The sequence below is a fragment of the Streptomyces sp. NPDC008001 genome (assembly GCF_042958085.1).
Taxonomy (GTDB): Bacteria; Actinomycetota; Actinomycetes; order Streptomycetales; family Streptomycetaceae; genus Streptomyces.
The window spans coordinates 306,866-329,352 of the sequence record NZ_JBIBIZ010000009.1 but is presented as its reverse complement, the minus strand read 5'-3'; the positions used below and the strand labels follow the sequence as shown (position 1 = coordinate 329,352).

19 protein-coding genes, 2 tRNA genes and 1 pseudogene are annotated in these 22,487 nt (G+C 73.4%); 3 read left to right on the top strand and 19 right to left on the bottom strand.

The annotated features are described in order from the left end of the window. Nucleotides 1-14 precede the first annotated feature (14 nt). Nucleotides 15-87, bottom strand: a tRNA-Ala gene (locus ACFZCD_RS25255). A 205-nt stretch (nucleotides 88-292) separates the two neighbouring features. Between ACFZCD_RS25255 and ACFZCD_RS25250 the strand changes: the two genes are divergently transcribed. Next, complete coding sequence (locus ACFZCD_RS25250; protein WP_391834530.1) at nucleotides 293-1,642, top strand: glycosyltransferase 87 family protein; 1,350 nt, start codon at nucleotides 293-295, stop codon at nucleotides 1,640-1,642. On the opposite strand, the pseudogene ACFZCD_RS25245 reads toward ACFZCD_RS25250, so the two are convergent. From ACFZCD_RS25245 to ACFZCD_RS25205, 9 genes and pseudogenes are all read right to left on the bottom strand, one after another. Continuing rightward, nucleotides 1,632-1,685 (bottom strand): annotated as a pseudogene (locus tag ACFZCD_RS25245) (hypothetical protein); the annotation flags it as partial. The gene ACFZCD_RS25250 and the pseudogene ACFZCD_RS25245 overlap by 11 nt on opposite strands. 266 nt (nucleotides 1,686-1,951) lie before the next feature. Then, nucleotides 1,952-2,185 carry a hypothetical protein gene (locus ACFZCD_RS25240; RefSeq protein WP_391834528.1) on the bottom strand — a complete coding sequence of 78 codons (234 nt, stop codon included), beginning with the start codon at nucleotides 2,183-2,185 and terminating at the stop codon, nucleotides 1,952-1,954. A 125-nt stretch (nucleotides 2,186-2,310) separates the two neighbouring features. Further along, nucleotides 2,311-2,383, bottom strand: a tRNA-Ala gene (locus ACFZCD_RS25235). 125 nt (nucleotides 2,384-2,508) lie between these two features. Further along, nucleotides 2,509-3,168 (bottom strand): histidine phosphatase family protein, encoded by a 660-nt coding sequence (locus ACFZCD_RS25230; RefSeq protein WP_391834857.1) that lies wholly within the window; start codon nucleotides 3,166-3,168, stop codon nucleotides 2,509-2,511. A gap of 6 nt (nucleotides 3,169-3,174) precedes the next feature. Further along, nucleotides 3,175-3,621, bottom strand: coding sequence for a ribosome silencing factor (rsfS, locus tag ACFZCD_RS25225; RefSeq protein ID WP_391834526.1), 447 nt, complete (start codon nucleotides 3,619-3,621; stop codon nucleotides 3,175-3,177). Between the two features lie 139 nt (nucleotides 3,622-3,760). After that, a complete protein-coding gene (locus ACFZCD_RS25220) occupies nucleotides 3,761-5,437 on the bottom strand; it encodes an LCP family protein (protein WP_391834524.1) in 1,677 nt (558 codons plus the stop codon). Nucleotides 5,438-5,468: 31 nt separating this feature from the next. Further along, nucleotides 5,469-6,074, bottom strand: coding sequence for a nicotinate-nucleotide adenylyltransferase (gene nadD / locus ACFZCD_RS25215; protein WP_302860422.1), 606 nt, complete (start codon nucleotides 6,072-6,074; stop codon nucleotides 5,469-5,471). Nucleotides 6,075-6,129: 55 nt separating this feature from the next. After that, entirely contained in the window at nucleotides 6,130-6,297 is a 168-nt protein-coding gene (locus tag ACFZCD_RS25210; RefSeq protein WP_391834522.1) for a hypothetical protein, read from the bottom strand. Between the two features lie 105 nt (nucleotides 6,298-6,402). Continuing rightward, nucleotides 6,403-6,570, bottom strand: coding sequence for a hypothetical protein (locus ACFZCD_RS25205; RefSeq protein ID WP_391834521.1), 168 nt, complete (start codon nucleotides 6,568-6,570; stop codon nucleotides 6,403-6,405). Between the two features lie 76 nt (nucleotides 6,571-6,646). Between ACFZCD_RS25205 and ACFZCD_RS25200 the strand changes: the two genes are divergently transcribed. Further along, nucleotides 6,647-7,780 (top strand): M48 family metallopeptidase, encoded by a 1,134-nt coding sequence (locus tag ACFZCD_RS25200; RefSeq protein ID WP_391834519.1) that lies wholly within the window; start codon nucleotides 6,647-6,649, stop codon nucleotides 7,778-7,780. A 39-nt stretch (nucleotides 7,781-7,819) separates the two neighbouring features. Here ACFZCD_RS25200 and ACFZCD_RS25195 read toward each other — a convergent pair whose 3' ends face one another. The 5 genes from ACFZCD_RS25195 to proB all read right to left on the bottom strand — a co-directional run bounded on the left by ACFZCD_RS25195 (nucleotide 7,820) and on the right by proB (nucleotide 13,085). Next, a complete protein-coding gene (locus ACFZCD_RS25195) occupies nucleotides 7,820-8,890 on the bottom strand; it encodes a hypothetical protein (protein WP_391834516.1) in 1,071 nt (356 codons plus the stop codon). A 230-nt stretch (nucleotides 8,891-9,120) separates the two neighbouring features. Then, complete coding sequence (locus ACFZCD_RS25190) at nucleotides 9,121-9,768, bottom strand: hypothetical protein (RefSeq protein ID WP_391834514.1); 648 nt, start codon at nucleotides 9,766-9,768, stop codon at nucleotides 9,121-9,123. A 50-nt stretch (nucleotides 9,769-9,818) separates the two neighbouring features. Further along, complete coding sequence (locus tag ACFZCD_RS25185; protein WP_391834512.1) at nucleotides 9,819-11,138, bottom strand: glutamate-5-semialdehyde dehydrogenase; 1,320 nt, start codon at nucleotides 11,136-11,138, stop codon at nucleotides 9,819-9,821. A gap of 163 nt (nucleotides 11,139-11,301) precedes the next feature. Next, the gene (locus ACFZCD_RS25180) at nucleotides 11,302-11,700 is read right to left on the bottom strand and encodes a hypothetical protein (protein ID WP_391834855.1); all 399 of its coding nucleotides are present in this window, start codon (nucleotides 11,698-11,700) and stop codon (nucleotides 11,302-11,304) included. A 284-nt stretch (nucleotides 11,701-11,984) separates the two neighbouring features. Beyond that, nucleotides 11,985-13,085 (bottom strand): glutamate 5-kinase, encoded by a 1,101-nt coding sequence (proB, locus tag ACFZCD_RS25175; protein WP_391834853.1) that lies wholly within the window; start codon nucleotides 13,083-13,085, stop codon nucleotides 11,985-11,987. 271 nt (nucleotides 13,086-13,356) lie between these two features. Here proB and ACFZCD_RS25170 point away from each other — a divergent pair, with 271 nt between their 5' ends. Beyond that, a complete protein-coding gene (locus ACFZCD_RS25170) occupies nucleotides 13,357-15,393 on the top strand; it encodes a hypothetical protein (RefSeq protein ID WP_391834510.1) in 2,037 nt (678 codons plus the stop codon). Between the two features lie 335 nt (nucleotides 15,394-15,728). On the opposite strand, the gene obgE is transcribed toward ACFZCD_RS25170, so the two are convergent. The 4 genes from obgE to ACFZCD_RS25150 all read right to left on the bottom strand — a co-directional run bounded on the left by obgE (nucleotide 15,729) and on the right by ACFZCD_RS25150 (nucleotide 22,413). Further along, nucleotides 15,729-17,165, bottom strand: a complete 1,437-nt coding sequence (gene obgE / locus ACFZCD_RS25165) for a GTPase ObgE (RefSeq protein ID WP_391834508.1) — start codon at nucleotides 17,163-17,165, stop codon at nucleotides 15,729-15,731. Nucleotides 17,166-17,290: 125 nt separating this feature from the next. After that, a complete protein-coding gene (rpmA, locus tag ACFZCD_RS25160) occupies nucleotides 17,291-17,545 on the bottom strand; it encodes a 50S ribosomal protein L27 (protein ID WP_030201505.1) in 255 nt (84 codons plus the stop codon). A 14-nt stretch (nucleotides 17,546-17,559) separates the two neighbouring features. Further along, on the bottom strand, nucleotides 17,560-17,880 hold the full coding sequence (rplU, locus tag ACFZCD_RS25155) for a 50S ribosomal protein L21 (RefSeq protein ID WP_030366503.1): 321 nt from the start codon (nucleotides 17,878-17,880) through the stop codon (nucleotides 17,560-17,562). 264 nt (nucleotides 17,881-18,144) lie between these two features. Then, the gene (locus tag ACFZCD_RS25150; protein WP_391834506.1) at nucleotides 18,145-22,413 is read right to left on the bottom strand and encodes a ribonuclease E/G; all 4,269 of its coding nucleotides are present in this window, start codon (nucleotides 22,411-22,413) and stop codon (nucleotides 18,145-18,147) included. Nucleotides 22,414-22,487: the final 74 nt, after the last annotated feature.

The window sequence follows — 22,487 nt, the reverse complement described above, 5'->3', positions numbered from 1 at the left end:
CCGCTTATCTCCTGTGGAGCTAAGGAGAATTGAACTCCTGACCTCCTGCATGCCATGCAGGCGCTCTACCAACTGAGCTATAGCCCCTTGTGAAGTTTTCCGCCGGGACGGCTCCGGAAGGTTTCCCTTGCCGGTTCCCCCTGGCGACATCGACAACATTACACGGAGACCCCCGCCACCTGCCAAATCGGCCGTCCGGCGGCACCGGAAACCCGGGCGAATGGGATAACATCGCCCACTATTCGCCCGATTTGCCCCCGTGTTTGTCACCCGCGGAACCGGAGCGCTCCTCGTGACAGCCTGGCCCGGCCGCCCCGGCCGCCGCAGCACCCTGGCCGCCGCCGCGGGCTGTCTGATCTCCTTCTGCCTCGTCCTCCTCGCCCAGCGGGCCTCCCACGTCACCTCCACCGACATCCTCGTCTACCGCGCCGAGGGCTGGACCGTCCGCACCGGCGGCGACCTCTACGCGATGCGCGCCACGCCCCGCGGCCTGCCCGCCACCTACCCGCCCTTCGCGGCGCTCCTCTTCACCGCCCTCACCCTGCCCGGGACGACCGCGCTGCGCGTCCTCACCGAGCTCGTCAACCTCGGCCTCCTGCTCGCCCTCGCCCACCTCTCCGTACGGCTCGTGGACGGCCGCCCGCGGGCCGCCGCGACGCTCACGACGGCAGCGCTGTGCGTGTGGTGCGAGCCCGTGTGGCAGACCCTGCGCAACGGGCAGATCAACCTCCTCGTCGTCGTCCTGGTGCTGTGGGACCTGACGCGGCCGGCCGGGCACCGCTGGGCGGGCCTCGGCACCGGCCTCGCGACGGGCATCAAGCTCACCCCCGCCCTGTTCGTCGTCCACCTGGCCGCCACGGGCCTGACCCGCCGGGCGGGCGGCGGGCCGTGGCTGCGCCGGGCCGCCGTCGCCACCGCCGCCTTCGGCGGCACCGTGCTGCTCGGCGCGCTGGCCCTGCCGCACGACTCGCACCGCTTCTGGACCGGCGCCGTCTTCGCCACCGAGCGGGTGGGCCACGCCGAGGACACCGCCAACCAGTCGCTGCGCGGCGTCCTCGCGCGGCTGCTGCACACCGGCGACCCGGGCCCCTGGTGGGCGGTCGCGGCGGCGGCCGTCACCGCCCTCGGCCTGACCGTGGCCGTACGGACCCGGCGGACGGGGCCGCGGGCCGCCGCCTGGGGCGCCCTGTCCTGCGCCGTCACCGCGCTGCTCGTGAGCCCCGTCTCGTGGTCGCACCACTGGGTGTGGTGCGTGCCGGCCGGACTGCTGCTCGTCCGCGAGGCGGCCGCCCGGGGCAGCCGCGCCTGGTGGGCGGGGACCGCGGCGGCCGCCGTGCTGTTCTTCTCGTACGTGCTGTGGCGGCTCCCCCACGGCGGGCAGGACCGGCCCGAACTCCGCCAGAACGGCCGCCAGATGCTGCTCGACGCCGGCTACCCGGCGGCGGGGGCGGCCTTCCTCGTCCTGGCCGCCCTCCGCACCGCGGGCCCCGGCGGGAGCGTCAGCCCGAGTGCCCGGAGTGACCCCCGTGACCGTGGTCCCCGTGCTCGCCGTGATGGAACTTCAGCACCTCTTCCGGCATCACCACGAACGGACGCATCATCCCCATGTCCTCGTGCTCCAGCAGGTGACAGTGGTACATGAACCGGCCGCGCGCGCCGTGGAAGCGGCCGATCACGTTGACCATCTGCCCGGCGGGCACCTGGATCACGTCCTTAACGGGTCGTCCGCCTCCTCGTCCACCAGCCGCAGGGCGTAGGTGCGGGCGTTGGAGGCGTTGAGCAGGCGGAAGCGGTACCACTGCGCCGTCACGTCCAGATGCGGCCCGGTGAGGCGGTTGCTCCAGGTGACGCGCAGCCGATGGCCACGCCGCACCTCGATCGTCGGCCCCAGGACGCGCCCGTCGCCCCGGGGGTTGCCCGGCTGCCCGCCCCAGGCGGCCGCGAACCCGCCTCAGGCGGTCGCGAAGGAGTAGAAGCGCTTCAGGGCGCAGTGCTCGTCGAGCAGCCGGCCGTAGATCGGCTCGCCCTCCAGCTCGCGGTAGGTCTCGATGGGGTCGCCTTTTATGATCAGCGCCCGGGCGCACTCCACGCACCAGTACTGGAAAGCGGAGTTGAGCGGTTCCATGTCACGGACGATCGGCGTGCCGCTGCCGCACCAGTCGCACTTCCGGCTGTGAGCACCCATGGGTCAGCCGTTCCCTCCCCTTCGGCCCGTCCTCCGCTCCCGACAGCCGGATTCTGCCACGGGAATGTGCCGGTACAGCAAACGATCCCGTCTCCTGTAGCCGGAGACGGGATCGTTTCGAACTGTGGAGCTAAGGAGAATTGAACTCCTGACCTCCTGCATGCCATGCAGGCGCTCTACCAACTGAGCTATAGCCCCGCTGTTCTCGGATCTTCCGGGTGTTTCCCCCGGCGTTCCCCGCGAACAAGAAGAACTCTAGCCTGCCACCTGCCCCGATGTGAAATCCGCTCCCCGGGACCGCCCGGGGAGCGCCCGGCCGGCGCTCAGTCGTCGTCGCCGAGGACCGGCTCGGGGAGCGTCCCCGCGTTGTGCTCCAGCAGGCGCCAGCCGCGCGCGCCCTCGCCCAGCACGGACCAGCAGCAGTTGGTCAGGCCGCCCAGCGACTCCCACGACCGGGACTCCAGCTGGATCAGTCGGCCGATGGTGGTGCGGATGGTGCCGCCGTGGCTGACGACGACGAGCGTGCCGTCCTCCGGCAGCTTCTCGGCCTGCTGCAGGACGACCGGGGCGGCCCGGTCGGCGACCTCGGTCTCCAGCTCACCGCCGCCGCGCCGGACCGGCTCGCCGCGCTTCCACGCCGCGTACTCCTCGCCGTGCCGCTCGATGATCTCCTCGTGCGTGAGGCCCTGCCACACGCCCGCGTACGTCTCGCGCAGCTCGGGGTGGTGGGTGACCGGCAGGCCGGTGACCGCGGCGAGCTCGGCCGCGGTGGCCGCGGCCCGCCTGAGGTCCGAGGCGATGATCGCGTCCGGCCGCAGGCCCGCCAGCAGCCGGGCGGCCCTGCGCGCCTGTGCGACGCCGGTCCCCGTCAGCTCGATGTCCGTGGAGCCCTGGAAGCGCCGCTCCAGGTTCCAGGCGGTCTGGCCGTGCCGCCACAGGACGATGCGGCGGCCGCGGCCGCCGCCCTTGCCGCTGCTGCTCAGCTCAGCTCACCGTCCCGCGTCGTCGAAGCCCTCGCCGCCCTCGGCGGCCCGGGCACGGGCGTGCTCCTCGCCCTTGCCGCGGGTGGCGGCGGCGTCGGCGGGCAGCTCGATCTCCGGGCAGTCCTTCCACAGCCGCTCCAGGGCGTAGTAGACCCGCTCCTCGCTGTGCTGGACGTGGACGACGATGTCGACGTAGTCCAGGAGCACCCAGCGGGCGTCGCGGTCGCCCTCGCGGCGCACCGGCTTGGCGCCGAGCTCCTTGAGGAGGCGCTCCTCGATCTCGTCGACGATCGACTTGACCTGGCGGTCGTTGGGGGCCGAGGCCAGCAGGAAGGCGTCGGTGATCGACAGTACGTCGCTGACGTCGTACGCGATGATGTCGTGCGCGAGCTTGTCGGCGGCCGCCTGGGCGGCGGCCTTGATGAGCTCGGTGGAGCGGTCCGTGGCGGTCACAAGCCATGCTTTCGGTCGAAGGGGGTCAGGTACCCATCAAGGGTCTCACGACCCGCCGGTGGCCCTCCTGGGCATTACCGACCCCGTACGCCCCGGCAGCGCCGCCGGGCCGGGCCCGCCCCCCGGTCGCTGCGCCGCCTCAGCCCTTGTAGTCCTTGCCCAGGACCACCGTGAAGTCGGCCGTCCCGGCGTCCTTGGCCTGCTTCACGGCGCCCGCCGGCAGCCCCAGGGTCTTGGCGAGCTCCCTGGCCTCCGCCGCCCGCTTCTCGTCGGCGTAGAGCACCGCCGAGGCCGCCTCGGCGGCGCTCGCCGTACCGCCGTCGATCACGCTGTAGCCGCTGTTGACCAGGGTGATCTGCGCGGAGGTCGCCGCGCCCTTGCCGCCTGTGGCGTTCTTCACGCTCACCCGGGGCGTCGCGTTCCGGTCGGTGTTCTTCACCGTGCCGCCCAGGACGTCCTTGACGAGCCCGCCGGTGGCCTTCTCTGCGAGGGTGCCGTCCTGCTGCACCGGGAGCACCGAAGTGGCGTACGAGCCCTTCTTGGCCAGCGCCGCGATGTGGGCCAGGGAGGCGCCCAGTTGCTCGGTGGAGAGCGACGGGTCGGGGATCTGGGCCAGCGTCTCCATCGTGCGCGTCGCCGAGGCGCTGTCGTCCGGAAGCTTCTTCAGCACCGCCTGCATGACCCGGCCGAACCGGGCGAGCTGCTTGCCCTCGTCCTCGCCGGGCCCCCGGTAGGTGGCGTAGGCGACCGCCATGCGGCCGCTCAGGCTCTGCGCGGTGCCCCGCCGGACCGCCGGGCCGTCGCCCTGCTTCTCGCCGGGGACGTCCGTGTCGGTGTCGGCCTCGATCCCGCCGACGAGCTCGACGAGGTTCTCCAGGTACGGGGTGTCCAGCCGCCAGCTGCCCTTGATGTCGGATCCCAGCAGGGTGTTGAGGGCGTCGCGGGTCGCGCCGGTGCCGTCGTCCTGCACGGACTTGCCGAGCGTGGTGGAGCCCGCACCGCCCTCCTTGGCGACGGCCAGGGTGTTCGGCAGCAGGACGGTGGTGGCCTTCTTCGTGGTCTCGTTGTCGACCAGCAGGGCCGTGGAGGAGCCGCCGCCGTGCGTCTGCCGCAGATGAACGACGATCACGTCGCGCTTCTGCGCCCCGCCGGCCGCGGTCGCGCCCTTCTCGTCGCCGGAGCCGCTCAGGAACAGGTACGCCGCCGTGCCGCCCAGCGCGAGGACGAGCACCACGGCGAGCGCCACGATCCGGTTGCGGCCCTTGCGCTTGCGCTCGTCGCGCCGCTCGGTGCGGCTCTCGCTGAACTTCAGCCAGTCGATGACGTCCTCGGAGTCCTCGTCGGGCTCCTCGATGAACGAGAACTGCTCGGTGCGGTAGTCCGCCGCCGCGGCGGGACCGGCGGCGGCGCCGGAAGCCTGTGCCCCGGCCGGCCGGGCACCCGGCTCCTCGGCGTGCGGCGGGCCGGCCTGCCGCGGGATCCACTGCTGCTGGGCCTGCTCCTGGACAGGCTCCTGCACCGGCTCCCGGAGCTGCTGCTGCACAGGCTGAACAGGCTGCTGGTGGGACTGCTGAGGGGACTCCTGCGCGGGCATGCCGTACGGGTCGTAACCGCCCGCCGCGTCGTACCCGTAGCCGCCGTAACCGTGGGCCCCCTGCACCGGCTCCTGCGGAGGGTAGGGCTGCTGCTGCTGCACCGGCTGACCGTACGGGTCGTAGACCCGCTCCGGGGCGTCCGGGCGGTACACCGGCTGCCCGTAGGCGTCGTAGCCGTACACCTGCGGCTGGTGTGCGTACGGGTCCTGTCGGTCGTTCACCGGTTCCCCTCGGTACCCCTCGGTCCGTGCCTCAGTGCCGGTAGAGCTTGCGCTTGTTGATGTAGCGCACGACACCGTCGGGGACCAGATACCAGACCGGGTCGCCCTGCGCCACGCGCGCCCGGCAGTCGGAGGAGGAGATCGCGAGGGCCGGCACCTCGACGAGCGAGACGCCGCCCTCGGGCAGCCCCGGGTTGGCCAGTATGTGGCCGGGCCGGGTCACGCCGATGAAGTGGGCCAGGGAGAACAGCTCCTCCGTGTCCCGCCAGGTGAGGATCTGCGACAGCGCGTCGGCGCCCGTGATGAAGAACAGGTCCGAGTCGTCGTTGAGGGCCGCGAGCTCACGGAGCGTGTCCGTGGTGTACGTCGGCCCGCCGCGGTCGATGTCGATCCGGCTCACCGAGAACTGCGGGTTGGACGCCGTGGCGATCACCGTCATCAGATAGCGGTCCTCCGCCGGGGACACCTCCCGGTGGCTCTTCTGCCACGGCTGTCCCGTCGGTACGAAGACCACCTCGTCCAGGTGGAAACGCGCGGCCACCTCGCTCGCGGCGACCAGGTGGCCGTGGTGGATCGGGTCGAAGGTCCCGCCCATCACGCCGAGCCGCCGCTTCACGGGCCCTGTCTGCTCTCCCATGCGTGCAGACCCTACTGGGCGTCGCCGGACGCCGAACCCTCAGGGACCGGCTTGCTCAGCGGTCGCGGTTGAAGCGGGTGGTGACCCACAGCAGGAGCAGCAGGATGACCAGGGCGGCGCCACCGGTCATGAACGGGCTGATGCTCGGGTGCGTATCGACGTGCTCGCCCTCGGAGGCGAGGGTGGCGAGAGCGGTGTGCGCTGAGGCGAAGGAGGCAGTCATCGTCGGCAGGACCTATCCGGGACGGTAGCGGGCAGAGACTTCTGCCACATCGTATGCGGGGGCCCCGCGCGGGCTCACGCCGACTCCACGCCTGGCGGCGCGGCGTCAGTCCTTCTTGTAGCCGCGCAGCAGGAACCAGGCCAGGAAGACGATCCCCACCACGCCGACGATGAGCACCGTACGGATGACGGGGCCCGGCCCCTGGTCGCCCTTGGAGACGGCGAGGAGCTCGGTGACACCGGGCTGGGCGGCGAACGCATGCAGAGGGGACATGCCTCCACGGTAGCCCTGCCGGTGGCAGCCCCTAGGGTGGGGTCCGGAAGGTGCGTACGCCGCCGAGGGGGTCTCGATGAGTGACAGCAGCAACGGCAGCAGTGACGGCAACGGCCGTGCTTCCGGGGAGCGGCTCCCCGGCCGGCAGCGCAGCCGCTTCCCGGGCATCTCTTCCCGCGCCTACGAGCACCCGGCGGACCGCTCCGCCCTCGTGGCGCTGCGCAAGCTGAGCGGCTTCGACACGGTCTTCAAGGCGCTGAGCGGCCTGCTGCCCGAGCGCAGCCTGCGCCTGCTCTTCCTGTCGGACTCGGTGCGCGTGAGCGAACAGCAGTTCCAGCATCTGCACACCATGCTGCTGGACGCCTGCTACGTCCTGGACCTCCCCAAGGTCCCGCCGATGTACGTGACGCAGGACCCGCAGCCCAACGCCATGTGCATCGGCCTGGACGAGCCCGTCATCGTCGTCACCACGGGCCTGGTCGAGCTGCTCGACGAGGAGGAGATGCGGGCCGTCGTCGGCCACGAGGTGGGACACGCCCTCTCGGGGCACGCCGTCTACCGCACGATCCTGCTCTTCCTGACGAACTTCGCCGTCAAGGTCGCCTGGATCCCGCTGGGCAACGTTGCGGTCATGGCGATCGTGACGGCACTGCGCGAGTGGTTCCGCAAGTCGGAGCTGTCCGCGGACCGGGCGGGGCTGCTGGCCGGCCAGGACCTGCAGGCCTCGATGCGCGGCCTGATGAAGATCGCGGGCGGCAACCACCTGCACGAGATGAACGTGGACGCGTTCCTCGCGCAGGCGGAGGAGTACGAGGCGGGCGGCGACCTGCGCGACTCCGTCCTCAAGATCATGAACCTGCTGCCGCGCAGCCACCCGTTCACGACGGTGCGGGCGGCCGAGCTGAAGAAGTGGGCCGCGAGCCGGGACTTCCAGCGGATCATGGACGGGCACTACCCGCGGCGCGACGAGGACAAGGACACGTCGGTGACGGACTCCTTCCGCGAGTCGGCGAACCACTACGCGGAGTCCGTACGGGCCAGCAAGGACCCGCTGATGGGTCTGGTGCGGGACATCGCCGGCGGGGCGGGGGACCTCGGCGGGCGGCTCCGCGACGTCTTCACGGGCCGGCCCGGGGGGCCGGGCAGCGAGGCCCCTCAGGGCCCCGGGAAGGGCCCTCAGGGGCCCTCGGAGAGCAGCGGGAAGGCCTAGCGGCCGCACGTAGCCGTGGGCCCCGCGGGGCCGGACCGCTCAGTGCGAACCCGCCGGCTGGGCCGTACGGGCCAGGGAGCCGCAGACCGCGGCCGTCGTCGGACCCGTGACGTACGGGTCCGTGTCGCCGGGCACGGACCCGTCCGGCTTCTGGCCGGCCAGGAGCGGCCTCAGATAGGCCTCGTCGTCGGCCGAGCAGGACTGCGGGCCGGCCTGCAGGGAGCTCTGCACCACGATCAGGTGGTGCTCCTGCAGTCCGTCCCGGTCGAACCGGAACCGCATCACGCGCCGCACGGTGAACAGCGACGCGTCGCCGGACCCCTTCGCCGCCCGCAGCGCGTAGACGAAGGTCTGGTCGGCCGAGACCTCCAGCGTCGCCGGACCGGTCTCGGAGATGTGGAAGACGCCCCGCGTCCGTACGGGCGTGTCCACGAGGGCGACCTGCGCCGGGTCGAAGCGCACCAGCCAGGCGGTGGCCGCGTGCCGCCCGTCGTTCGCGGGCCGGTCGAAGCTCCGGTCGAACTGGTCGAGTTGGGCGGGATCCAGCAGCAGCCGGACCGTCCGCTGCGCGCCGCCGGTGAGCACGGCCGGGTCGAGGGCCGACTTCACCGTGTACTCCTTGGCGGCGGCGAGGGCCGCCATCACCTGGCTCTCGGAGAAGTGCTGGGTGCTGCGCGCGGGGGGCAGGTTGACCCCCTCGGCACCCTGCCGGAACTGGGCCGCGGGGCTGCGGTCGAAGAGCTCCTGCGCGGCGCCGCCGGGCACCGGGTCCTTCGGGGCGAGCGGCACGAGCACGGCGTGCATCGGCTCGGCGGCGGGCACGACGGGGTCCTTGTAGGGATGGCGCAGTCCCATGTAGACGGCCGTGCCGAAGGCCAGGGCTATGAGGATCACGAGGACGAGCACCTGCCGGGAGGCGCCGATCCTGGACCAGACGTGCCGGTTACGGACGGCGAGCACGTGGTCGCCCATGCGCTCGGTGGCGGAGAGCTCCTGGAGCCGGGCAGCCCGGACGAACGATTCGTCGAAGACGACGGATCGGTACTCGTCGTCCCCACCTGCCGGGCCACCCTCGGGCGTGCCCTCAGGTGGGTCTCCAGGCCCGTCCATACATCAAGAGTAGGTCTGCGGGGCCTTCGGTAAACGCTCCGGTACACGACAAGTTCCGAAGAAAATCCGCCTGCCGTGGCCACGCACATTTGTGCAGGTCGCGGCGGTTGCGGCGGGTGAGCCCCTGGCCCGGGGCCGGGCGGGAGGGGGTGGCCGGGACGCCGGGCCGGTGCGCCGCGCGGCCTTCCCCGGCTTCCGTGCCGGACGCTCCCGGCCTCCGGGGCGCCCGCCTACTGCGGGGGCGCTGCGGAGGCCACCGGAGGCTCGGAATCCGCCGATACGGAGGGCAGCGGGCCCGGCCGGGAGCCCGCGGGGGCGTCCACTCCGGTGGTCGCGGGCGGCGGATCGGAGCTCGGCCGATTGCCCGAGGAGGCGCTGCGGTAGACGGCGGCGAAGGCGAGGGCCACCACGCCTATGCCCATCACCACGGCCAGCACCCATGCCACCGGACGGTGCCAGCGGGCATGGCCCCGGTAGGGGCGCCGTGGGCCGCCGTGGCGGCCGTACGGGCCGTAGGCGTCGTCCGGGTCCAGGTCGTGGGTGAGGGTGGGCCAGACGCCCGCACGGCCCGTGTGGTGGCCGAGCAGGCCGCCGCCGAAGCCGTCCTCGCGGGCGTCGTCGTAGAGATCGTCGTCGGCGGGGCCGCCGGCGGACCGGGAGCGCGGCGACGGAGCGGACTGCGACGTCTCGCTCTCGGCGCGGGCCCGGCCGGCGGCGAGCATCCGCTCGGCCGCCGAGGGCTCGTGGATCCTCGCGGACCGCACGAACTCCTCGTCGAAGACCACGGAGGCGAAGGGGTCGTCCCGATCGTCCCCGCTGCGGTAGCTGTCGGGCTCCTCGCCGTCCGGGAACGGCTGGCCCCCCACGTCGTCCGGCACGCGTCCAGCGTAGCCCCGGAACGGTCAATCCGCTCAGCGCGTAGGGGAATTCAGCTCGCCGGGAGGCCGTTGCCGCGCACGTGCCCGTCGCCCGTGACGATGTACTTCGTCGACGTCAGCTCGGGCAGGCCCATCGGGCCGCGCGCGTGCAGCTTCTGCGTCGAGATGCCGATCTCGGCGCCGAAGCCGAACTGGCTGCCGTCCGTGAACCGCGTCGAGGCGTTGACCGCGACGGTCGTCGAGTCCACCAGCTGGGTGAAGCGGCGGGCGGCGGCCTGCGAGGTGGTGACGATGGCCTCGGTGTGGCCGGAGGACCACAGCCGGATGTGGCGGACGGCGGCGTCCAGGTCGTCCACGACGGCCGCGGCGATATCGTACGAGAGGTACTCGGTCTCCCAGTCCTCGACGGTCGCCGGCACCACGGTCGCGGGGCTGCCCTCGGCCAGCGCGAGGACGCGCTCGCAGCCGTGCACGGTCACGCCCGCCTCCGCCAGGGCGGCGAGCGCCTTCGGCAGGAACTCCGCGGCGATGTCCTGGTGCACGAGCAGCGTCTCGGCCGCGTTGCACACGCTGACGCGCTGCGCCTTGGAGTTGACGAGGATGTCCACCGCCATGTCCAGGTCGGCCTGTGCGTCCACGTACACGTGGCAGTTGCCGGTGCCGGTCTCGATGACCGGGACCGTGGACTCCTCCACGACCGTACGGATCAGGGAGGCGCCGCCGCGCGGGATCAGCACGTCGACCATGCCGCGGGCGCGCATCAGCTCGCGCACCGAGTCGCGGCTCTCGCCCGGCACCAGCTGGACGGCGTCGGCCGGCAGGCCCGCCCCGCCCACGGCGTCGCGCAGGACGCGCACCAGGGCGGTGTTGGAGGCGTACGCGGAGGAGGAGCCGCGCAGCAGGACCGCGTTGCCGGACTTCAGGCACAGCGCGGCCGCGTCGACGGTCACGTTGGGCCGGGCCTCGTAGATGATCCCGACGACGCCGAGCGGCACCCGGACCTGGCGCAGGTCGATGCCGTTGGGGAGGGTGGAGCCGCGGACGACCTCGCCGACGGGGTCGGGCAGGGCCACCACGTCGCGGACGTCCTTGGCGATCGCCCGCACGCGCTCCGGGGTGAGGGTCAGCCGGTCGACGACGCTCTCGCTCGTCCCGGCGGCACGGGCCTTGGCCACGTCCTCGGCGTTGGCCTCGACGATCTCCTTCGTGCGGACCTCGAGGGCGTCGGCGATGGCCAGCAGCGCCTCGTCCTTCACCGAGCGCGGCAGTGGCGCGAGCTCCGCGGCGGCCGCGCGGGCGCGGTAGGCGGCGCGCAGCACCGGGGACTGCGGCATCGGGTCGGCGAGGGGGGAGGGGAAAACGCTGCTCATGACTGGCAGGGTAGTCGCGCGCGGCCCGGGGCCACCACGCATTCCGGACTGTGGACGCGGGGTCCGGCCCGCGGACGGCCGGAGGGGCGCGGGGGCCCGCCCGGGACGCCGGCGCCGCTCGGATCAGAACGGATCAGAACGGATCAGAACAGAACAGAACGGGTCAGAACGGGTGGACCCCCACCGGCGTGGCCGGCAGCGGGCCGTAGCCCTCGGAGATCCGCTGGTGGTACGTCTCGCGGTCGATGACCTCCAGGCCGACGATCTCCCACGGGGGGAGCCGGGCCGTAGAGCGGTGCTCGCCCCACAGGCGCAGCGCGACCGCCGCGGCGTCGTGCAGGTCCCGCGCCTCCTCCCAGTACCGGATCTCGGCGTGGTCGCGGGCGTAGCGGCTGGTCAGCAGGAAGGGGTGGTCGTGGGCGAGCTGCTCGAGCGCGCGGCGGACCTCGGCGAGCGGCGCCTCGGCGCCCGAGACGCTGAGGGTGATGTGCCACAGCCGGGACACTTCCTCCGCATCGCCTCCGCCGCCCGCGACGCTGGTCAGTGTGCGCGTCTCCCCCACGGCCCCGCGGGCCTGGGCGGAGGCGCCCGCAGCCGTGGCTGGGGGCGTGCCTCCAGCGCGGGGCAGCGCCCCTGGGCGCCCTCGTCTCACCGGCGGCCTCCTTGCTCGCTGCTCCGCGTGCGTACGGCGGAGCGGTGGTGCTGGTCGTCGCTCTCTCGCATCAAAGTTGACCAGTCCGAGGGCGGCTGCGTGGGGTTTTTGCGGAAAGGCCCCATGGAAAGGCTGGACTTACCACACTGTTCCGCCACACTGCGTCGCCACACATGACGCACCAGTGACGTCCGTCAGCGGCGCAGCACGACGAGGTCGTCGCGGTGCACGACCTCGCGCTCGTACTCCGGTCCGAGCTCCCGGGCCAGGTCGCGGGTGGAGCGGCCGAGCAGCTGCGGGATCTCGCCCGCGTCGAAGGCCACGAAGCCGCGCGCCACGGCGCGGCCCTCGGTGTCGCGCAGCTCGACGGGGTCGCCCGCGCTGAATTCGCCCTCGACCCCGGCGATGCCCGCCGGCAGCAGCGAGCCCGTGCCGTCGACCACGGCCCGCACGGCCCCGTCGTCGAGCGTCAGCGCGCCCCGCGGCGTGGAGGCGTGCGCGAGCCACAGCAGGCGGTCGGCGGAGCGGCGCCCGGTGCGGTGGAAGAAGGTGCCGGTGGGGCGGCCGGCGAGGGCGTCCGCGGCCTGACTGGCGGAGGTCAGCACGACCGGGATGCCGGCGGCGGCCGCGATCCGGGCGGCGTCGACCTTGGTGACCATGCCGCCCGTGCCGACGCCGGCCTTGCCCGCGCTGCCGATCGAGATGCCCTCCAGGTCCCGCGGCCCGGTGACCTCGGCGATCCGCGAGGTGCCCGGCGTGGAGGGGTCGCCGTCGTAGAGGCCGTCCACGTCGGAGAGGAGCACCAGCAGGTCCGCCCGTACGAGGTGGGCCACGAGGGCGGCCAGCCGGTCGTTGTCGCCGAAGCGGATCTCGTCCGTGGCGACCGTGTCGTTCTCGTTCACGACCGGCACCGCGCCCATGGCCAGCAGCTGGTCCAGCGTGCGGCGGGCGTTGCGGTAGTGGGCGCGGCGGCTGGTGTCGTCCGTCGTGAGCAGGACCTGGCCCACGCGGCGGCCGTAACGGGCGAACGACGCCGTGTAGCGGGCGACGAGGAGGCCCTGGCCGACGCTGGCGGCGGCCTGCTGGCGGGCCAGGTCGCGCGGCCGCCGGTCGAGGCCCAGCGGGGCCAGGCCGGCCGCGATGGCGCCGGAGGAGACCAGCACGATCTCCTTCTCGCCGCCGGCCTTGGCGAGCGTGTCGACGAGCGCGTCAACGCGGTCGGCGTCCAGCCCCCCGCCCGCGGTGGTGAGCGAGGAGGACCCCACCTTGACCACGATCCTGCGGGCGGCCGCCACCGCCGCCGCACGGACCCCTTGCTGCTCCCCTGCCCCAGTCACTGCGCACACCCCATGTGATCGCCGGCCGCCCGCCTCGTCCGGGCGCCTCAGGCCCGCAAATCTACCGTCCTGAGATTGTGGTCGTTCGGCCCTGTTTTGCGATGATTGCCGTCACGGAAGATTGCTCCTGGACCAGCCCGCGTCATACGGTCGGTAGTCGACCGTCGTCCAGGCACGGTCTCCCCCACGCCCACCGCCCCCTCTAGTCCGCCTGCCAGGAGCCCTCCCAGTGCCTTCTGCCGGAACAGCCTCCCGACGAGCCGTGCAGGTAGCGGCGCTGCTCGCGATGCTGGTGTTCTTCGCCACCCAGCTCGTCGGCGCGCTGATGCCTCACGTGCCGCTGCTGATCGCCGCCTCCGCGGCGGGGCTCGCCCTCGATCTCTACCTGCAGCACCGTGACCCGGGTCTCGTCGCCGTCCTCGGCAAGATCCGCTTCGACGTCATGGTCCGGCAGCTGCTGCGCGACATGCTGGTCCTCATCGGCCTGCTGCGGCTCCACGGCGACGGCTCGCTGCGCGACTACGCGCCCGTCTTCGTCGGGCTCGTCCTCTTCTACGCCGCGCACCTGGCCTGCCAGGCCACCGCGATCCTGGTCCGGCGCAGCCGCACGCTGCCGTTCGTGACCCGCAACATCGACACGAGCGGTCTGCACCTGACCACCGCCCCGCCGCGCCTGCTGGCCCGCCAGCACGGCCGCCGCCTGCTGCGCTTCGCGATCCCCGCCACCGCGGGCCTGCTGGCCTCCGTCGGCACGGAGAAGCCGCTGTGGGGCGAGATCGGCATCGCCGCGGCCCTCCTGCTGGCCGCGGGCGGCACCGTCCACCTCGCGAGCTGGCTGCGGCCGAAGAAGCGCATCGCGGACGAGCAGCGCGCCCTGGAGTGGCTCGACCGCTGGCTGGCCGGCTACCAGCCGACCGTGGGCATGTACTTCTCGGGCGGCACCACCTCGGCCTACCAGGCCAACATGTGGCTCTCCACGCTCGCCGCGCTCGACGGCAACCCCGTGATCGTGCTCCGCGAGCGCTTCATGGTGCAGAAGATCGAGGCCACCGACGTGCCGGTCATCTGCATCCCCAAGGTCGTCCACCTGATGGCCCTGGAGAAGTCCTCGCTGAAGATGATGATCCACCCGGCGAACTCCGGTAAGACCTCGCAGGTCCTGCGGATGCCGTCGATCAAGCACGCCTTCATCAACCACGGCGAGAGCGACAAGCTCTCCAGCTGCAACCCGTACTCGAAGGCGTACGACGAGATCTGGGTCGCCGGCCCCGCCGCCCGCGAGCGCTACCAGCTCGCCGACATCGGCGTCGACGACCGCGACGTGGTCGAGGTCGGCCGCCCGCAGCTGGCCCCGATCCGGCCGTACGCCGGTGCCCCGGCCGGCGAGTTCACCACCGTCCTCTACGCCCCCACGTGGGAGGGCTGGGACGGCAACCCCGGCAACACCTCGGTGATGCTCGCCGGCGAGAACATCGTCCGCGCGCTCCTCGCCGACCCCAAGGTGCGCCTGCTCTACAAGCCGCACCCGATGACCGGCTCCGTCGACCCGCGCGCGGGCCGCGCCAACGAGCGCATCCAGGCCATGATCCGCGAGGCCAACGCCGCCCGCACCGGTGCCCGCCCGGGCCCGGAGGCCGCCGCCGAGCTGGACCGCCGCACGGCCGAGCTGGACCGGCTGACGACCAGCACGTTCCGCGACAGCGCGGACGAGATCGAGCGGATGATGCTGCAGGGCACGCCCGAGGCGGGCCGCGCCGCGACCGTCGAGGCCGCCACCGCCGCCTGGGAGGCCGCCTACTGGGCCTCCCTGCCGGACTGGGAGCACCAGATCATCACCACCGCCCGCCCGGCGCTCTTCAGCTGCTTCAACGAGGCGGACGTGCTCATCAGCGACGTGTCGAGCGTCGTCTCGGACTACCTGATCAGCGAGAAGCCGTACGCCGTCGCCAACACCAGCGGCATGACCGAGGAGGAGTTCCGCGCGAGCTTCCCGACGGTCAGCGCGGCGACGATCCTCACGCCGGAGGCCGGCGAGGTCGCCGGTCTGCTCGCGGCCGTCCGCGACCCCCGCCTGGACGGCCTCGCCCGGGCCCGCGCGGAGCTCAAGGTCCAGCTGCTCGGCCCGTCCGACCCGCCGTCGCTGGTCCGCTTCAACGCGGCGGCGCTCGCCCTGGCCAAGGAGGCCGACGCCCGCCGTGCGCGGATGGAGGCCCGCGCGTCGGAGATCCCGACCCAGCGGGAGGCGGATGCGGCGGCGGCCGTGTGACGTTGCGTCAGTACCGCGTCCCGTCAGGGGCGCGGGGAACGGCGCGATCAGCCGAAGCCGGCCTGCAGCCGACTGACAAGGCATGAGTAAGGCCCCCGGGAGGTTTTCCTCCCGGGGGCCTTACTCATGGCCAGAGGCCAGGTGCTACGTCCGCTGCAGCCCGTCCGTGGCTGGTCGTGCAGTTCCCCGCGCCCCTAAGGGCGCAATACCGCACACCGGAAGGACGGCCGCGGGACGACGGTCGCGCCCACGCGGCGGAGCCGCAGATCTGACACAGCCCCGCGCCCCTAAGGGCGCGGGGAACTGCGCGCCGGATGAGCGGCGGCTCGCGCCCGTCAGAACGGCTTGAACTCGTCGTACTCGCGGTCCGCCTCGTCCCGCTCCGCGTCGCGGTCCCGGCGGCGCTGCGCCGCGGGCCGCGGGGCCTCCAGGCGGTGGTCCTCGCCACGGCGGCCCAGCATCTCCGCACCGGCGGCCATCGACGGCTCCCAGTCGAAGACGACCGCGTCGTCCTCGGAGCCGATGGCGACGCCGTCGCCCGCGCGGGCACCGGCCTTCATCAGCTCGTCCTCGACGCCGAGGCGGTTGAGGCGGTCGGCCAGGTAGCCCACGGCCTCGTCGTTGTTGAAGTCGGTCTGCCGCACCCAGCGCTCCGGCTTCTCGCCGCGCACGCGGTAGAGGCCGTCCTCCTCCAGGGTGACGGTGAAGCCCGCGTCGTCGACGGCCTTCGGGCGGATGACGATGCGGGTCGCCTCCTCCTTCGGCTTCGCGGCGCGTGCCTCGGCCACGATGCCGGCCAGGGCGAAGGACAGCTCCTTCAGGCCCTTCCGGGACACGGCCGAGACCTCGAAGATGCGGTAGCCGCGGGCCTCCAGCTCGGGCCGGATCATGTCCGCGAGGTCCTGGCCGTCGGGGATGTCGACCTTGTTGAGGACGACGATGCGGGGCCGGTCCTCCAGGCCGCCGTACTCCTTCAGCTCCGCCTCGATGACGTCCAGGTCGGTGAGCGGGTCGCGCTCGGACTCCAGCGTCGCGGTGTCGAGGACGTGCACGAGCACCGAGCAGCGCTCGACGTGGCGCAGGAACTCCAGGCCGAGGCCCTTGCCCTGGCTGGCGCCCGGGATCAGACCCGGCACGTCGGCGATCGTGTAGACCGTCGCGCCCGCGGTGACCACGCCCAGGTTCGGGACGAGGGTGGTGAAGGGGTAGTCGGCGATCTTCGGCTTGGCTGCGGAGAGCACCGAGATCAGCGAGGACTTGCCGGCGCTCGGGTAGCCGACGAGGGCCACGTCGGCGACGGTCTTGAGCTCCAGGACGATCTCGCCGGTCTGACCGGGCTCGCCGAGCAGCGCGAAGCCGGGCGCCTTGCGGCGGGCCGAGGCCAGCGCGGCGTTGCCGAGGCCGCCGCGGCCGCCCTGGGCGGCGATGTAGGTGGTGCCCTCGCCGACGAGGTCGGCCAGGACGTTGCCCCGGGCGTCGAGGACGACGGTGCCGTCCGGGACGGGCAGGACGAGGTCGGAGCCGTCCTTGCCGGAGCGGTTGCCGCCCTCGCCGGGCTTGCCGTTGGTGGCCTTGCGGTGCGGGCTGTGGTGGTACTCGAGCAGAGTGGTGACGGACTGGTCCACGACCAGGATCACGTCGCCGCCACGGCCGCCGTTGCCGCCGTCCGGGCCGCCGAGCGGCTTGAACTTCTCCCGGTGCACGGAGGCGCAGCCATGGCCTCCGTTACCCGCGGCGACGTGCAGCTCGACGCGGTCCACGAAGGTGGTCATTGCGGTGTGCCTCCAGATACAGATGGGGTTGTCTCAGTTGTAACGCAGCGAGGGCGGACCCGCTTCCCGCACAGGGAAGGGAGGTCCGCCCTCGCTATCGCTCTACAGTGCGCCGATCAGAAAGATCAGGCAGCCGGAACGATGTTGACGACCTTGCGGCCACGGTGGGTGCCGAACTGCACCGCACCGGCCTGCAGCGCGAACAGGGTGTCGTCGCCACCGCGACCGACACCGGCGCCCGGGTGGAAGTGGGTGCCGCGCTGGCGGACCAGGATCTCACCGGCGTTGACGAGCTGACCGCCGAAGCGCTTCACGCCGAGCCGCTGAGCGTTGGAGTCGCGACCGTTCCGGGTGGACGATGCGCCCTTCTTGTGTGCCATGTCTCCTCAGTCCCTTACTTCGCAGCCGTGGGGATGCCGGTGATCTTCACCGCGGTGTACTGCTGGCGGTGACCGATGCGCTTGCGGTAACCGGTCTTGTTCTTGTACTTCAGGATGTCGATCTTGGCACCCTTGTGGTGGTCCACGATCTCGGCCGAGACCTTGATGCCGGCCAGGACCCACGGGTCGCTGGTGACGTTCTCGCCGTCGACGACGAGCAGCGTCGAGAGCTCGACCGCGTCGCCCACCTTGCCGGTGGAAATCTTGTCAACCTCGACGATGTCGCCGACAGCAACCTTGTGCTGACGACCACCGCTACGCACGATTGCGTACACGCGGATCTCACTCTCTCGCTAGTAAAGGGGACCTCTGATGCCAGCCGCTCGCACGGGCGGAGCCCGTGACGGTCCGAGTGGACGAGCGGCCTCTCCCGGCGGGGCCGGAAGGTGTTTGCTCAGTGGCGTGGTGCCGTAACAGACACCGACCGTCAAGATTACGGCCCCTTGACCAGGGGGTCAAACCGGGCCCTCTTGACGGTGCGGCCTGTCGCTGCTTGCCGTGGCGGACGGCGTTCCGTCCGCCACGGCGAGCAGGGTCGCTCAGTCCTCCGAGGAGGACACCGCTTCCGCTGCCTTCTTCGTCGCCCGCTTGGCCGGAGCCTTCTTGGCGGCCGTCTTCGTGGCGGTCTTCTTGGCCGCCGACGTCGTGGCCTTCTTCGCGGTCGTCGTCTTCTTGGCCGCCGTCTTCTTGGCGGCGGCCTTCTTCGCCGGAGCCTTCTTGGCGGCCGTCTTCTTCGCGGCCGTCTTGCGGGCGGTCTTCTTGGCCGGGGCCGCGGCCTCGGCCTCCTCGGCGCCCTCGACGACCTCGGCGCCCTCGACGACCCCGGAGACCGGCTCGGCAGCCGCTGCGGCCGGAGCCGCGGCCGGGACGACCACGACGGCCGCCTCGGCGTCCGCGGGCGAGCCCGCCGGAGCCGAGACCCTGCGGGTCGCCCGGCGGCGCGGCCGGGCGGGAGCGGCCGGAGCAGCCTCCGCCACGGGCTCGGCGACGGGCTCGGCCTCGGCGACCGGCTCAGCGGTAACCACGGGCTCCTCGGCCGGCTCGGCGGCGGCCACCGGCGCGGGCTCGGGCTCGGTCACGACGACCTCCGCCTCCGCGGCAGCGCGCGGCGCACCCGCCGGAGCGGACGCCTTGCGGGTCGCCCGGCGGCGCGTACGGGGGCCGCGCTTGGCCGCGGCCTCCGCCTCCGCGACGCTGCCGAACCACTCCTCGTCACCACCGACGGCCGGCTGGAGCTCGGCCTCGGTGACGGCGACGGGCTCCAGCTCGGGCGCCTCGGTGACCGGCTCGACCGCGGCGGCCGCGGGGGCCTCCTCGACCGACGGGGCCTCCTCGGCGGCCGGAGCCGCAGCGGCCTCGTGCACGTGCTCGTGCCCGGCCTTGCCCTTCTTCTTGCCGCGCTTGCCGCCGCCCCCGCCGCCGACGGACGCCGGCTGGTCCATGTGGACGATGACGCCGCGGCCGTTGCAGTGCACGCACGCCTCGGAGAACGACTCCAGCAGGCCCTGGCCCACCCGCTTGCGGGTCATCTGGACCAGACCCAGCGAGGTCACCTCGGCGACCTGGTGCTTGGTGCGGTCGCGGCCCAGGCACTCCAGCAGGCGGCGCAGCACCAGGTCCCGGTTGGACTCCAGCACCATGTCGATGAAGTCGATCACGATGATGCCGCCGAGGTCGCGCAGCCGCAGCTGGCGCACGATCTCCTCGGCCGCCTCCAGGTTGTTCCTGGTGACCGTCTCCTCCAGGTTGCCGCCCTGGCCGGTGAACTTGCCGGTGTTGACGTCGACGACGACCATCGCCTCGGTCCGGTCGATCACGAGCGAACCGCCGCTCGGCAGCCAGACCTTGCGGTCCAGCGCCTTCATCAGCTGCTCGTCGATCCGGTACGTGGCGAAGACGTCGACGTCCGACGTCCACTTCTGCAGCCGGTCGGCCAGGTCGGGCGCGACGTGCGAGACGTAGCCGTGGATGGTCTCCCAGGCCTGCTCACCGCTGACGATGACCTTGGAGAAGTCCTCGTTGAAGATGTCGCGGACGACGCGGACGGTCATGTCCGGCTCGCCGTAGAGCAGGCTCGGCGAGCTCGTCGAGATCTGCTTCGACTTCTTCTGGATGTCCTCCCACTGCGCCTGCAGACGCTCGACGTCGCGGCGCAGCTCGTCCTCGCTCGCGCCCTCGGCGGCGGTGCGCACGATGACGCCCGCGTCCTCGGGGACGATCTTCTTGAGGATGGTCTTCAGGCGCGCCCGCTCGGTGTCGGGGAGCTTGCGGCTGATGCCGGTCATCGAGCCCTCGGGCACGTACACCAGGTAGCGGCCGGGGAGGGAGACCTGGCTGGTCAGACGGGCGCCCTTGTGACCGATCGGGTCCTTGGTGACCTGGACGAGCACGGACTGGCCGGACTTGAGGGCGGTCTCGATGCGGCGCGGGCCGTTGCCCATGCCGAGCGCCTCGAAGTTGACCTCGCCGGCGTAGAGCACGGCGTTGCGGCCCTTGCCGATGTCGACGAAGGCAGCCTCCATCGACGGCAGCACGTTCTGGACCTTGCCCAGGTAGACGTTGCCGACGTAGCTGGTGGCCTGCTCCTTGTTGACGAAGTGCTCGACGAGGACGTTGTCCTCCAGCACGCCGATCTGGGTGCGCTCGCCGCTCTGGCGGACGACCATCACGCGCTCGACGGCCTCGCGGCGGGCCAGGAACTCGGCCTCGGTGATGATCGGCACCCGGCGGCGGCCCTGCTCGCGGCCCTCGCGGCGGCGCTGCTTCTTCGCCTCCATGCGGGTGGAGCCCTTGATGGACTGCACCTCGTCGAAGCCGGTGCCCGGCTCGCGCTCCTCGCGCTTGCGCGGCTCGCGGACCTTGACGACCGTGCGCTCCGGCTCGTCGGCGCCCGGCTCGGTGTCGACGGCCTCGCCGCTGCGACGGCGGCGGCGACGGCGACGGCGGCTGCTGGAGGAGCCCGGGCCGGCGTCCTCGTCGGCCTCCTCGGCCTCTTCCTCGCGGGCCTCGGCCTCCTCGGCCTCGGCGGCCTGCTCGTCCTCGAGCTCGCCCTCTGCCTCGGCGGCCTCGCCACGGCGGCGGCGACGGCCACCCCGGCGGCGGCGGCGCGACGGGCGGTCGCCCTGCTCCTCGTCCTCGGCGGCCTCGGCCTCCTCGGCGCCCTCGGCCTCGGCGGCCTCCGGCTCCTCCTCGACGGCGGGCACGGCCTCGGCCTGCGGGGCCTCGGCGGGCTCGCCGCGGCGGCGGCGACGGCGGCGGCCGGCGGCCGGCGCCTCGGCGACGCGCTCCTCCTCAGCCTCGGCCGGCTCCTCCACGGCGGCAGCGGCAGCAGCGGCGGCAGCGGTCTCCGGGGTCTGGAACATCGGCTCGGTGAAGACGGGCGCCTGGAAGACGGCCGTCGGGGGACGCACGGCGCGGCGGCGGCCCCGCGCGGGGGCGGCGGTCTCCTCGGCCGGCGCGGGGGCGGCGGCCTCGCGGGCGCGGCTCGCCTCCTTCGCGGCCTCCAGGGCGGCGGCGGCCTGCTCGGCGTCACCGGCGGCGACGCGGCGGCGCGACCGCGTACGGGCCGGGGCCGGCTCGGCGGCGGCCTCGGCGGGCTGCTCGGCCTCGGCCGCGGGCGCGGCGGGGGCCGTGGCCCGGCGGCGGGTGCGGCGGCCGCGGGGCTCGGCGGCGGCCTGCTCCTCGGCGACCGGCTCGGCGACGGCCTCGGCCGGCTCTGCGGCCTGCTCGGCGGCCTGCGGGGCGCCGGCCGGGGCGGTGGCCTTGCGGGTGGCACGGCGGCGCGTACGGGCCGGGGCAGCGGTCTCGGCGGCCTCCGGGGCGGCCTCGGCAGCGGCCGGAGCCGCCACGGGCTCGGCGGCGGCCTCGGTCACGGCCTCGGCGGTCTGCGGCTCACCTGCGGGAGCGGAAGCGCGGCGCACGGCGCGGCGGCGCGTACGGGCCGGGGCGGCCGGGGCCTCCTGCGGTTCCTCGGCCTCGGGCGCGGCGGCGGCCGGGGCAGCGGTCTGCGCGGGCGCCTCCACGACGGCCTCGGCCTGCGGCGCACCGGCCGGGGCCGAAGCGCGGCGCACGGCACGGCGACGCGGGCGGGCGGGGGCGGCAGCCTCGGCGGCCGGAGCCTCGGCGGGCTCGGCGGCCTGCGGCTCCTCCGCGGCGGGCTCGGCGGCCGCTACAGGCTCGGCGGCCTCGGCGCCACGCGGCGCACCGGCCGGAGCGGAGGCACGGCGCACGGCACGGCGGCGCGGGCGGGCCGGGGCGGCGGGGGCCTCCTGCAGCACCTCGGCCACCTCCTCGGCCTCCTCCTCGACGACGGCGGCGACAGCCGGCTCGACCGGCTCGACGACGGCTTCGGCGCCCTTCGGGGCGCCCGCGGGGGCGGTGGCCTTACGGGTGGCACGGCGGCGGGTACGGGGAGCGGGCTCCACGGCGGGCTCCTCGACGGGCTCGGCGGTCAGGTCGGCAGGCTGCGGGGACTCGGCGACCTCGGGTGCGGTCTCCACGGCGGGCTCGGCGACCTTGGGGGCACCGGAGGGCGCGGCGGCCTTACGGGTGGCGCGGCGGCGCGGGCGCGCGGGCGTCGAAGGGGCGGCCGGGGCCTCGGCCTCCGGCGCGGCGGCGGCCTGCGCCTGCGGTGCGGCGGTCTCGGTGGCGGCCTCGGGGGCCTCGGCGGCGGCCTTGGCGGCCGGCGGGCCCGCGGGGCGGGAGGCCGCGCGGCGGCGGCGACGTGCCGGCAGCGTGTCGCTGGGGCTGTTGTTGTCGGATTCGGTCCCGGCAGGGCCGGGCTCAGCGGGCTCAATGGATTCGAGCATGCGGGCGGTTCTCCCGTCACGCTCCCGGGCGCCGCGCCGGTTCCGGCCCGCCGGTCCGCGTGATGAGCGCGGTA

Excerpts from the sequence above, each read along its gene's own strand:
- rpmA (WP_030201505.1), bottom strand. The coding sequence starts at position 17,545 with ATGGCACACAAGAAGGGCGCATCGTCCACCCGGAACGGTCGCGACTCC.
- ACFZCD_RS25210 (WP_391834522.1), bottom strand. The coding sequence starts at position 6,297 with ATGACTGCCTCCTTCGCCTCAGCGCACACCGCTCTCGCCACCCTCGCC.
- nadD (WP_302860422.1), bottom strand. The coding sequence starts at position 6,074 with ATGGGAGAGCAGACAGGGCCCGTGAAGCGGCGGCTCGGCGTGATGGGC.
- obgE (WP_391834508.1), bottom strand. The coding sequence starts at position 17,165 with ATGACCACCTTCGTGGACCGCGTCGAGCTGCACGTCGCCGCGGGTAAC.
- ACFZCD_RS25240 (WP_391834528.1), bottom strand. The coding sequence starts at position 2,185 with ATGGGTGCTCACAGCCGGAAGTGCGACTGGTGCGGCAGCGGCACGCCG.
- ACFZCD_RS25185 (WP_391834512.1), bottom strand. The coding sequence starts at position 11,138 with ATGAGCAGCGTTTTCCCCTCCCCCCTCGCCGACCCGATGCCGCAGTCC.
- ACFZCD_RS25205 (WP_391834521.1), bottom strand. The coding sequence starts at position 6,570 with ATGTCCCCTCTGCATGCGTTCGCCGCCCAGCCCGGTGTCACCGAGCTC.
- ACFZCD_RS25150 (WP_391834506.1), bottom strand. The coding sequence starts at position 22,413 with ATGCTCGAATCCATTGAGCCCGCTGAGCCCGGCCCTGCCGGGACCGAA.
- ACFZCD_RS25200 (WP_391834519.1), top strand. The coding sequence starts at position 6,647 with ATGAGTGACAGCAGCAACGGCAGCAGTGACGGCAACGGCCGTGCTTCC.
- ACFZCD_RS25195 (WP_391834516.1), bottom strand. The coding sequence starts at position 8,890 with ATGGACGGGCCTGGAGACCCACCTGAGGGCACGCCCGAGGGTGGCCCG.